This window comes from Roseovarius sp. MMSF_3350 (assembly GCF_030733425.1).
Taxonomy (GTDB): domain Bacteria; phylum Pseudomonadota; class Alphaproteobacteria; order Rhodobacterales; family Rhodobacteraceae; genus Roseovarius.
In genome coordinates this window covers 1-10,368 of sequence record NZ_JASHIZ010000034.1, presented here as the reverse complement: position 1 = coordinate 10,368, position 10,368 = coordinate 1, and the positions used below count along the sequence as shown (strand labels likewise).

At 66.8% G+C, this 10,368-nt stretch carries 11 protein-coding genes and 1 pseudogene; 5 read left to right on the top strand and 7 right to left on the bottom strand.

Annotation, left to right across the window (positions count from 1 at the left end; all coding sequences use genetic code 11):
* Together phnF and RBB31_RS20270 are read left to right on the top strand one after the other, a co-directional pair.
* A partial coding sequence (phnF, locus tag RBB31_RS20275; RefSeq protein WP_306131069.1) for a phosphonate metabolism transcriptional regulator PhnF occupies nucleotides 1–747 on the top strand: 747 nt, incomplete at its 5' end.
* Between the two features lie 64 nt (nucleotides 748–811).
* Complete coding sequence (locus RBB31_RS20270) at nucleotides 812–1,993, top strand: alpha-D-ribose 1-methylphosphonate 5-triphosphate diphosphatase (protein ID WP_306131068.1); 1,182 nt, start codon at nucleotides 812–814, stop codon at nucleotides 1,991–1,993.
* 226 nt (nucleotides 1,994–2,219) lie between these two features.
* On the opposite strand, the gene RBB31_RS20265 is transcribed toward RBB31_RS20270, so the two are convergent.
* From RBB31_RS20265 to phnC, 5 genes are all read right to left on the bottom strand, one after another.
* Entirely contained in the window at nucleotides 2,220–2,837 is a 618-nt protein-coding gene (locus tag RBB31_RS20265) for a chloramphenicol acetyltransferase (RefSeq protein ID WP_306131067.1), read from the bottom strand.
* A gap of 6 nt (nucleotides 2,838–2,843) precedes the next feature.
* On the bottom strand, nucleotides 2,844–4,151 hold the full coding sequence (phnE, locus tag RBB31_RS20260; protein WP_306131066.1) for a phosphonate ABC transporter, permease protein PhnE: 1,308 nt from the start codon (nucleotides 4,149–4,151) through the stop codon (nucleotides 2,844–2,846).
* Nucleotides 4,152–4,174: 23 nt separating this feature from the next.
* On the bottom strand, nucleotides 4,175–5,062 hold the full coding sequence (gene phnE, locus RBB31_RS20255) for a phosphonate ABC transporter, permease protein PhnE (RefSeq protein WP_306131065.1): 888 nt from the start codon (nucleotides 5,060–5,062) through the stop codon (nucleotides 4,175–4,177).
* Nucleotides 5,063–5,128: 66 nt separating this feature from the next.
* Nucleotides 5,129–6,034, bottom strand: coding sequence for a phosphonate ABC transporter substrate-binding protein (gene phnD, locus RBB31_RS20250; RefSeq protein WP_306131071.1), 906 nt, complete (start codon nucleotides 6,032–6,034; stop codon nucleotides 5,129–5,131).
* A gap of 73 nt (nucleotides 6,035–6,107) precedes the next feature.
* Nucleotides 6,108–6,902: a phosphonate ABC transporter ATP-binding protein gene (gene phnC, locus RBB31_RS20245; RefSeq protein ID WP_306131064.1), complete on the bottom strand. Its 795-nt coding sequence runs from the start codon at nucleotides 6,900–6,902 to the stop codon at nucleotides 6,108–6,110.
* Nucleotides 6,903–7,073: 171 nt separating this feature from the next.
* On the opposite strand from phnC, the gene RBB31_RS20240 reads away from it, so the two are divergent.
* On the top strand, nucleotides 7,074–7,616 hold the full coding sequence (locus RBB31_RS20240) for a TetR/AcrR family transcriptional regulator (protein ID WP_306131063.1): 543 nt from the start codon (nucleotides 7,074–7,076) through the stop codon (nucleotides 7,614–7,616).
* The gene (locus tag RBB31_RS20235) at nucleotides 7,613–8,008 is read left to right on the top strand and encodes an META domain-containing protein (protein ID WP_371931354.1); all 396 of its coding nucleotides are present in this window, start codon (nucleotides 7,613–7,615) and stop codon (nucleotides 8,006–8,008) included. Before RBB31_RS20240 ends, RBB31_RS20235 begins: the two co-directional genes overlap by 4 nt.
* 161 nt (nucleotides 8,009–8,169) lie before the next feature.
* Here the strand turns inward: RBB31_RS20235 and RBB31_RS20230 are convergent, their stop codons facing one another.
* Nucleotides 8,170–8,463: a DUF1330 domain-containing protein gene (locus RBB31_RS20230; RefSeq protein ID WP_306131062.1), complete on the bottom strand. Its 294-nt coding sequence runs from the start codon at nucleotides 8,461–8,463 to the stop codon at nucleotides 8,170–8,172.
* A gap of 132 nt (nucleotides 8,464–8,595) precedes the next feature.
* On the opposite strand from RBB31_RS20230, the gene RBB31_RS20225 reads away from it, so the two are divergent.
* Nucleotides 8,596–9,594: an LLM class flavin-dependent oxidoreductase gene (locus tag RBB31_RS20225; RefSeq protein ID WP_306131061.1), complete on the top strand. Its 999-nt coding sequence runs from the start codon at nucleotides 8,596–8,598 to the stop codon at nucleotides 9,592–9,594.
* Nucleotides 9,595–10,182: 588 nt separating this feature from the next.
* Here RBB31_RS20225 and RBB31_RS20220 read toward each other — a convergent pair.
* A pseudogene (locus tag RBB31_RS20220) lies at nucleotides 10,183–10,368 on the bottom strand (DNA repair protein RecO); the annotation flags it as partial.

Sequence of the window (10,368 nt, the reverse complement as noted above, 5' to 3'; positions counted from 1 at the left end):
GCCCCCCGCACCCCGGTCTGGAAATCCATCCTCGGCACGCTGACGGACGACATCGCGGCAGGGCGCTACGCCCCCGGCGACAAGCTGCCCACCGAAGCCGAGCTTGCCCGCCGCTTCGGCGTCAACCGCCACACCGTCCGGCGCGCGCTTGCCGACATGGCCGAGGCCGGCACCGTCTTCCCGCGCCGCGGTGCGGGCGTTTTTGTCGCTCAAAAACCCACCGATTACCCTTTGGGGACGCGCGTGCGGTTCCAGACCAACCTCCGCGCCGCCGGCCGCCTGCCCTCGCGCCGCGCCCACCTGATCGAGACCCGCGCCGCCGACGCGGCCGAGGCCGAGGCGCTGGCCCTTGCCCCTGGCGACCTCGTCCATTCCTATGACGGGCTGTCGCTGGCCGACGACCAGCCCCTCGCGCTCTTCCGCTCGGTCTTTCCCGCCAACCGCCTGCCCGCCCTGCCCGACGCCCTGCGCCGGCACAACTCGATCACCGACAGCCTCCGCGCAATCGGCGTGCCCGACTACACCCGCGCCTGGACGCGGGTCGCGGCACGCCTGGCCTCCCCCACCCAGGCCGGCCAACTTCAGATCCGCGAAGGCGCGCCCGTCCTGCGCACCGTTTCGCTCAACGTCGACCCCGATGGCCAGCCGCTGGAATACGGCCGCACCTGGTTCTCGGGCGACCAGGTCACGCTCACCCTCGGCGACGCCCTGCCCGAAACCGCCACGGAAAAAGACGTGAGGGATTAACCCTTTGTCACTCCCACGATACAAACCCGCGCTACCCTGGGGCGAAACGAACGAGAGCAGTCCAATGGCCCCGAAACCCTGCGACATGCGCCTGACCGGCGCACGCGTCCTGCGCGACGGCGAACTGCAACGCCGCTCGGTGGTGGTGCAGCAGGGCCGGATCGGCAAGGGCCCCCTGCCCGAGGTCGACCTTTCGGGCTATCTCGTTCTGCCCGGCATTATCGACCTGCACGGCGACGCGTTCGAGCGTCACATCGCCCCCCGCCCCTCGGCCCCTTTTCCGCTGACCGACGCTCTGGCCGCCACCGACCGTGACGCGGCCTCCAACGGCATCACCACCGCGTGGCTGGCGCAAAGCTGGTCCTGGGAAGGCGGCCACCGGGCCCCCGAACAGGCCGAGGCGCTGGCGCTGGCCCTCGCCACCGCCCGCCCCCGGCTGCTCACCGACCTGCGCATCCAGATCCGCTGCGAGACGCATCTCACCGACAGCGCCGACCGCCTGCTGGCCCTGATCGACGCGCATCAGATCGACTATGTGGTCTTCAACAACCACCTCGACGACGCGCTTCAGGCGGCCCAGACCCGCCCCGCCACACTGGCCCGCTGGGCCGAAGAGGCCCGTCGGTCCCCGCAACAGCACCTCGATGCCCTGCGCGCGGCCAAGAAGAACGCCACGTTTGTTCCGCGCTTCCTCTGCCGCCTGGCCGAGTCCTTCGATCGCCGCGGCATCCTTTACGGCAGCCATGACGACCCCGACGCCGAAACCCGCGAGACCTACGCGATGATCGGCGCCAAGATCTGCGAATTTCCGATCACCCGCGCCGCCGCGCGGCTGGCCAATGCCGTGGGCGACCCCGTGCTGATGGGCGCCCCCAACGTGGTGCGCGGCGGCTCGCAGGCCGGCAACGCCGCCGCCGAGGACCTGATCGAGGCGGGCCATTGCGACGCGCTCGTCTCGGACTACCACTACCCGTCGCTCGCCCGCGCCGCCTTCGCGCTGGTCGACAAGGGCCTGCGCACGCTGCCCGCCGCCTGGGCCCTGATCAGCAGCAACCCGGCCCGCATCATGCGCCTGCCCGACCGGGGCGAGATCGACCATGGCCGCCGCGCCGACCTCGTGGTGGTGAACGAAGCGACCCGCCAGGTCGAGGCCACCATCTGTGCCGGCCGCATCACGCATCTCGCGGGCGAGGCCGCCACACGCTTTTTCGGCGCCGGAACCAAGCTGGCGATGGCAGCGGAATAGACTGTCACCCAGCCTTCACCCAACCGACACATCCCTGTTGCACGACTCGGCCATACAGGCCGCGTTCACTTGTCCCCGAACAAACCAAGCATTTTTGATGACCAATCCGGGCGGCCTTCGGGCCGTCCTTTTGGTTCGGGACATGCCGCGCCTACACTCCACCGCCATTCTCTGGCGCGACCCGCGGATGACGCCCGTAGGGTGGGTTTCCAACCCACCAAACGCCTCACCCCTCGTACTTCTCCAGGAACGCCTCTGCCGCCAGCCGCCTGAAATCCTCCAGCGCCGCCCGCAGCCGGTCATGCGACCAATCCCACCATCCCAGCGCCATCACCCGCTCCGCCACCTCCGGCGCCAGCCGGGCCCGCACCGGGACCGCCGGCACGCCCGCCACGATCGTGTAGGGCGCCACGTCCCGCGTCACCACCGCGCCCGAGGCCACCACGGCCCCGTGCCCCACCGTGACCTCCGGCTTCACTTGCGCGTTGTGCCCCAGCCACGTGTCATGCCCTATGACGGCCCGCCGCGCCCGGCGCCTGCCGAACCATTCCGCGTCATCCTCGGCATCGTCCCAGTAACTCGCCGACCGGTACATGAAATGGTGCAAGCTCGCACGGTCCAGCGGATGATCCGTGGCCCCCACGCGCACGAAGCTCGCGATATTGGAAAACCTGCCCACCTGCGCGTTGGCGATATCGCACATCCGGTCGCAATAGGAATAATCCCCGAACACCGACTGCGCCACGCGGCTCCCCCGGCCGACCTCGCAGAAAGCCCCGAAGTCACTCTCGGTAATCTCGCACTCGGGATGGATCAGCGGCGCGTCGGCACTCAGCTTCGGCATCCTGCCCTAGTGCCCCGCATCATCCGACTGGATCAGCCGCCGCCGCAGCATCCCCGACACCCAGTCCATGAAGATCACCATCAGGACCACCAGCACGATGTAATAGGTCACCTCTTCCCAGTCCTTCTGGGTGATGATCGCCTGCGTCAGCAACAGGCCGATCCCGCCTCCGGTGATCGCCCCGATGATGGTGGCCGACCGCGTGTTGCTTTCAAGGTAATACAGCACCTGGCTCAGCAGCACCGGCGTCACCTGCGGGATCACCCCGAAGCGGTAGCGCTGCACCGGCTTGGCCCCCGTCGACTGCACACCCTCGATCTGCTTGTCGTCCACGTTCTCCAGCGCCTCGGAAAACAGTTTCCCGAACGATCCCGTATCGGTCAGCAAAATGGCCAGCGCGCCCGTCAGCGGCCCCAGCCCGAAGGCGCGCGTCAGCACGATCGTCCAGATCAGCGCATCGACCCCCCGCAGAAAATCGAACAGCCGCCGAAACCCGAACCGCACCGTCTTCAGCGGCGCGAAATTCTTCGCCGCCATGAACGCGATGGGCAGCGCCACGATCGCCGCCCCCATGGTGCCCAAAAACGCCATCAGGATGGTCTCGAAAATGGCCCACATCACATCGCGGTGTCGCCACATCTCGTTGTGCCAGAAATCCTCCCAGATCTCGCCCGCCTCACCGCCGAGCGCCCGGCCCACCACCTGCCCCACGCTCATCCCGTGATAGGGGCTGTCCAGCGTGAAGAAAAACAGCTCCCAGCCGGTGAAATAGCGAAACACCTCCGACCGGTTTCGCGTGACAGACAGCCGCCCCGCCTCGGTCGTGATCGCCAGCCGGTTCTTGGAGCTGTTGATCCACGCCGGCAGATCGTCCGTCGGAAACTCCTGCACCACGCCCTTGCTGCGGCTCGGCGTCGCCCGGATCATCCCGTATCCCGGCACGTCATAGCTGATCGTCTCGGGGCCAAAGACCACCACGTGACCGCCCCCAAGGTCGATCACCGTGTCCCGGCCCATTTCGACCCATTCGGGGCTTTCCCCCTCGGGATACTCGCCTTTCCGCTCGCCCTCGATGGCCACCTCTACGGCCCCGTCGCGGTTGTCCCGCGTCACATGCACCTTGTAGCTGTAGGTATCCGCCACCAGCGCCCGCGCGTTCTCGGCGCTGGCGCGGCTCATCAGCCCCGGCACGTCGAACGCAAAGAAGACATAGACGAAATAGGCCAGGATCAACGCCGGCACGCCAAACGCCACCATTCTCTTGCGCTGAAACAGCGTGGCTGTCTGCGCCATCAGCGCATCGGTATCGCTCATGCTTTTATTCATCGGCGTCGCGCTCATCGGTGCATCTCCAGCTTGCGTCCGTGCACCAGCCGGTCCCGGAAATGGCTCGACAGCTGGTCGAAAAGGATGATCGTCGCAAACAGCATCAGGAACATCGCCGCCGCCTCGTCATACTGCCCCTGCCCCCAGCTGATCGCGTTCTTCAGCTCGTACCCAAGCCCCCCCGCGCCGACAAAACCAAGGATCGCCGAGGCCCGGATATTGATCTCGAACCGCATCAGCGCATAGCTCAACCAGTTCGGCGCCACCTGCGGCACCACCCCCAGCATCATCCGCTGGCTCCAGGTCGCGCCCACCGATTCCAGCCCTTCCAAAGGCTTCAGCGACGCGTTCTCGTTCACTTCCGAGAACAGCTTGCCCAGCGCCCCCGCGGTGTGGAACGCGATGGCGATCATCGCCGGCACCGGCCCGCCGCCCAGCACGAAGATCAGGATCAGCGCGATCACGATCTCGGGCACCGCGCGGGTGATGTCCATGATCCGCCGGAACAGCGGCACCAGCCGCGGAAACCTTGCCAGTCCCCGCGTCGACAGAAGCGACAGCACGACCGCCGCCAGCGCGCCCACCAGCGTGCTCACGGCCGCGATGTTCACCGTCTCCAAGAGCGCAGGGAAAAACGTCACGAAATGCGCGGGCAACTCGCCCGCCTTCTCCACGGCCTCGGCCACGACCTCGCCGGGATAGTCAAAGAAATTGTCCAGCCCGCCGATGAAGGACCCGCCATTGCGCGCCTCGGCCAGGCGAAAGCCCGACACCATCAGCAGGATGAAGACCAGCAACGTGATCCCCGAATAAAGCCGCCGCTTGGACACCTGCGCCATATAGGTCGCCTGCATGTCGCTCAGCCGGGGCGCGCCGCCGGATTGGGTCACATCTGCCATGAAGCCTCTCGGGAAATATGCAAATGGCGGGCCCGTTCGGGGCCCGCCACCTGTATCGTCGGTCGCTTACTGCGACGCGGACTTGCGCGCCTCGATGATCGACAGGTACGCGTCATGCGTGATCGGGTCGAAGCCCAGGCTTTCACCGGCCGAGATCGAATAGGTGCAGTCGCGGTCGTTTTCGTACATGCCGTCGACCAGCGCCACCATCGTCTCCTTCACGTCCGCGGGCAGCGACTTGCGCAGCACGATCGGGCCTTCCGGGATCGCCTTGGATTTCCAGATCTCCACCAGGTCGTTCATGTCGACCAGGCCCGCATCCACGGCCTTGCGCAGCGCGCCGGAGTTGTACCCGTCTTCCCAGTTGCCCTGGCCGTCGGCCCAGGTCACGCCGGCGTCGATGTCGCCGTTGTTCACCGCGACGATGGTCTGCTCATGGCCACCGGTGAACTTCACTTCACCGAAATAATCACCCGATTCCATGGTGATCTCTTCGCCCGCCTGCGGGATCTCGATCGACGGGATCAGGTAGCCGGAGGTCGAGTTCGGATCGCCGAAACCAAAGACCTTGCCTTCCATGTCATCCAGGCTGGTGATGCCGCTGTCCTTGCGGGCAAAACCGATCGAATGATAGCCATACGAGCCATCGAGGTTGATCTTCACCAGCACCGGCTCGACCGCCTCGGGGTCCTGCAGATAGGTCGCGGCATAGCCCGACGCACCCAGCCACGCCATGTCCAGCGTGCCGCCCACCAGGCCCTGGATCACACCGGCATAATCGGCCGGCGCGAACAGCTTGGTTTCCACGCCCAGCGCTTCCTCGGTATAGTTTTTCAGGCATTCATGCGAGCTCAGACGGTCCTGGGCATTCTCGCCGCCGAGGATACCGATACGGAACTCCTCGATCTCCTGGGCCATGACAGGCGCGGTCATCGCGGTGGTGGCCGCAAGGGCAGCAATCAGTTTCTTCATCTTGGTCCTCCAGTCGGGTTTGTTGCCGCCGGCCCCCGTGACCGGCGTGCAGATGAATTTCAGGGTCGCAGGGTCAGGCAATCTCACGCTCCGGCGTCTCGATTGCGGTCGAGGTCGATGCCTCGGAAAAACTCGCGTCCGCGCCATAGATGTCGCGCGCCACGCCGGTGGTCAGCTGCTCGGGCGTGCCGTCGAACACCATCCGCCCGTCGCGCATCCCGATCACCCGGTCACAGTATTTCCGCGCCGTATCCAGCGTGTGCAGGTTGGCGATGACGGTGCGGCCATCTTCCTCGTGGATGCAACGCAGGTCGTCCATCACCAGCTTGGCATTCATCGGATCGAGGCTGGCAATCGGCTCGTCGGCCAGCACGATCCTGGGCTCCTGCATCAGCGCCCGCGCGATGGCCACGCGCTGCTGCTGCCCGCCCGACAGCGCCTCGGCCCGCTTCGGCGCGTGCTCGGCGATGCCCAGCCGGTCGAGGATGGCGATGGCGCGATAGATGTCGGCCTGCGGATAAAGGTTGAACATGGTGGCAAAGGTCGAGCGGCGGTTCAGCGTGCCGTGCAGCACGTTACTGACCACGTCCATCCGCGGCACCAGGTTGAATTGCTGGAAGATCATCGCGCAGTCAGACTGCCAAGCCCGCTTCTCGGCCCCCCTGAGGGCGGTCACGTCCCGGCCCTCGAACACGATGCTGCCGTCGCTGGCGTCGGTCAGCCGGTTCAGCATCCGCAACAAGGTCGACTTGCCCGCGCCGGACCGGCCGATGATCCCGATCATCGCCGGTTTCTCGACGTTGAACGTGATGCTGTCGACCGCCCTGTGACGGCCGAAAATCTTCGTGAGCTTGGTAATCTCAAGCACGCTTTTGCCCCCTGATGTCCCGGGGGCAGGCCTACTTGCACTCTCCGAAGCTTCTGTGACGGTTCGGCAAAACTTTTGTGACAGACCGCCACGCGGGCGGTCCTTTGCAAGTCCATGCTGCATCGCGGCGGAACGCTTGCATTGCGCCCTGCGCAGGCGTATCCCGATGGCATGGCACGCGCGTCCACCTCCACACGGCTGAAATCAAGCGACTGGCTCACCGCCGGGCTGGATGCACTGTCCGAACTGGGACCGACCGCACTCAAGGCCGAACCGCTTGCGGTGCGTCTGGGCGTCTCCAAGGGCTCTTTCTACTGGCACTTCCGTGACGTACCGGCCTATCACGAGGCCCTGCTCGCCGCATGGCGCGACGACTGCATCGCCCGCCTGCCCGAGCTGATGAACGACGGCGGCACCGACGTGGCCCGCCTGCGCAACCTCGCCCAGGCCTTCGCCGCGCCCGACGCCACCGAACCGGCCCTGCGCGCCTGGGCCAATTCCGACGACAGCGCCCGCGCCGCGGTCAACGATGTCGACGACGCCCGCCTGGCCGCGCTGCAATCGCTTCTCTCCGATATCGGCATCGACAACCCCGAAATGGCCCGCATCCTCTATGCCGCTGCCATCGGCATGACGTCGCTCGGCAACGCCAGCCCCGCCGACCATATCAGCGCCATCGGCTCGCTGGTCGACCTGGTGCTGGCCCTGCGATGATGCGCCTGGTCCTGACCCTGCCGCTGGTCGTCTCGCTGCTCGATTGCAGCGGCGACGAAACCCTTTCGGGCCATGGCGCGACGGGCAGGACGTGGCAGCTCACCGAGATCGACGGCACCGCCTTCGACGCCCGCGCCACCATCACCTTCCCCGAGGAAGGCAAGATCGTCGGAGAGGCCCCCTGCAACCGCTACTTCGCCGCGCAGCTGCAACCCTACCCATGGTTCGAGGCCGCCGAGATCGGCACCACCCGCCGCGCCTGCCCCGAGATGGCGCAGGAAACCGCGTTCCTCGATGCTCTCGGGGCCATGTCCTTGGCCGAGGTCACCGACACCACCCTGATCCTCAGCACGCAAGAGGGCCGCGAAATGGTCTTCCGCGCCGCCGAGTGAGGCGCGCCGGGGCAGAGGCCCACAACGGCAAGAGTACGCCGTTCGCCCCCCGGGCCATCCCCCTCTTCCTCTGGCTCCAGATATCCCCGCCGGAGGCATCCGCCGCTGCCATCCGTCCCGAGGGTCAGCCATCTGGCCGCACAGGGCTGAGGCCGCGCGCGTTACCCCAGCCCATCGACCAGGATCGCGTTCAGCTCCGACCCCGACCGCAGCAACACTGCCAGCTCCTGGAACGCGTCCGACTGCCAGAAGGCCCGCGCATGGTCGCGGTCGGGAAACTCCAGGACGAACGCCGCATCGGGCAGCGCACCCTCACCCTCCATCCGCTCCGGGTTGCCGCCTCGCACCAGGAACCTGCCGTCATGCGCGGCCACCACCTCGGGGATCTTCGCGAAATACGCCTCCATCCAGTCCCGGCTGTGGATCTCCATTTGCCCGATCACGTACGCCGCCATCGTCCTGCCCTCCGTCCGATCCGCCAATCCTAGGCCGCACACGGCGTTCGGCGCAATGCCGCTGACCCGCCGAACGGTTGCCCTCGCGCCCCGGCATCCCCAAATGACAGCCAACAGATGAAAGGCCCCGCCATGCGCTATTCCGTCCTCGATCTCGCTCCCGTGCCCGAAGGCCATGACACCGCGACCGCGATTTCCAACAGCCGCGATCTGGCCATCGTGGCCGAAAAGATGGGCTATCACCGCTACTGGCTGGCCGAGCATCACAACATGCCCGGCATCGCCAGCGCCGCCACCTCTGTCCTGATCGGCCATATCGCCGAGGCCACGACCACCATGCGCATCGGCGCGGGCGGCGTCATGTTGCCCAATCACGCGCCGCTCACCATCGCCGAGCAGTTCGGCACGCTGGCCACCATCCATCCCGGCCGCATCGACCTTGGCCTCGGCCGGGCACCCGGCGGCGACATGGCCGTGGCCCGCGCCCTGCGCCGCGGGCTCGAGACCGACCGCTTCCCCGACGATGTGGTCGAACTCATGGGCTATTTCGCCGATGCCGATCCCGCCGCCCCCGTCTCGGCCCATCCCGGCCAGGGCACCCACGTGCCGGTCTGGATCCTCGGCTCCAGCCTCTACGGCGCGCAACTGGCCGCGCATCTGGGCCTGCCCTACGCCTTCGCCTCGCATTTCGCGCCCGACGCGCTCGACCAGGCGCTGGAAATCTACCGCACGCGCTTTCAGCCCTCGGCCCAGCTCGACCGGCCGTATTTCATGCTCGCCGCCAACGTCTTCGCCGCCGACACCGACGCCGAGGGCGCCTACCTGCGCACCTCCATGCAACAGGCCTTCGCCCGCCTGCGCACGGGCCAGCCCGGCAAGCTGCCCGCGCCGGTCGAGGATATCGAGACCGCCATCGGCCCCGAGATGACGCAAGCCGTGAACCACGCCCTGCGCGTCTCCGCCACCGGGTCGCCTGCCACCGTGCGCGCCCAGCTTGGCGTCCTCAAGGACCGCTACCAGCCCGACGAGATCATCCTCACTGGCCAGATCCACGACCACGCCGCGCGGGTCAATTCCTTCCGCATCGCTGCCGAGGTATTGCAGGACATGACCACCGCCAACGCCGCCTGATCCCAGCTGCCGTTCACAACGGAGGCGAGCGTCAGCCCCCGGGGTGGCGACCCAACGGCAATTCTGAAGCACTTTATGCCTGCCAAACACATCCTCGGAACGTTCGGTGCGCCCAGCCTCGCCAAATCGACAGCCCAAGGGAGGGGCTGACGATGGCCGGGCCGCTTCGCGGCTGTTAACCGGCTTGGTGCGAGACAGTTATGCCTTGCAGGGGCTCAATCCCGACAGTTGTTGCGGGCGGCACGAATGTCCGATCTGCGGGGCGAAGCGGACGTCATCCTTGACGGTAAGGAGACGCGCATCGACGGGCCGTGGTGCGGCGAACCGACGATGGGTATGGGCAATTCATGCCTGCCAAGCACATCCAACCCGAGAGCGTGGCACGTCACCTGCCAAATCGCCGTGCCGTCGCACCAAAGGTGCGCCAACTATAGTCGGCACGCCTCTGACGTGACGGGACGGCCCGGCGATGCGCGGCGGGCTTCGCCCTTGTTCCGCGCGGGCGCTTAATGACTGTGGCAATCAAGGGCTCAAAGCAGACCGACGCGCTCTTGTCGATCATGAGCGACCCGCTCGCGAACACCCCCCTTACCCCTCCGCAACCTGCTCCAGCCGCCGGATCAGCCGCGCCCGCGCCTCGGGCAATGGCTTGTGCCCCATCTCCGGCGCCAGGTGGTTCATCAGGAAATACCCCGTCACCCCCAGCCCCTCCAATATTTCGCCATCGCTGCACACCCCCTCGCCCAGCAGCGGCGCTGGCAGCGGCAACAGCTT

Excerpts from the sequence above, each read along its gene's own strand:
- RBB31_RS20270 (WP_306131068.1), top strand. The coding sequence starts at position 812 with ATGGCCCCGAAACCCTGCGACATGCGCCTGACCGGCGCACGCGTCCTG.
- RBB31_RS20265 (WP_306131067.1), bottom strand. The coding sequence starts at position 2,837 with ATGCCGAAGCTGAGTGCCGACGCGCCGCTGATCCATCCCGAGTGCGAG.
- phnE (WP_306131066.1), bottom strand. The coding sequence starts at position 4,151 with ATGAGCGATACCGATGCGCTGATGGCGCAGACAGCCACGCTGTTTCAG.
- phnE (WP_306131065.1), bottom strand. The coding sequence starts at position 5,062 with ATGGCAGATGTGACCCAATCCGGCGGCGCGCCCCGGCTGAGCGACATG.
- phnD (WP_306131071.1), bottom strand. The coding sequence starts at position 6,034 with ATGAAGAAACTGATTGCTGCCCTTGCGGCCACCACCGCGATGACCGCG.
- RBB31_RS20240 (WP_306131063.1), top strand. The coding sequence starts at position 7,074 with ATGGCACGCGCGTCCACCTCCACACGGCTGAAATCAAGCGACTGGCTC.
- RBB31_RS20235 (WP_371931354.1), top strand. The coding sequence starts at position 7,613 with ATGATGCGCCTGGTCCTGACCCTGCCGCTGGTCGTCTCGCTGCTCGAT.
- RBB31_RS20230 (WP_306131062.1), bottom strand. The coding sequence starts at position 8,463 with ATGGCGGCGTACGTGATCGGGCAAATGGAGATCCACAGCCGGGACTGG.
- RBB31_RS20225 (WP_306131061.1), top strand. The coding sequence starts at position 8,596 with ATGCGCTATTCCGTCCTCGATCTCGCTCCCGTGCCCGAAGGCCATGAC.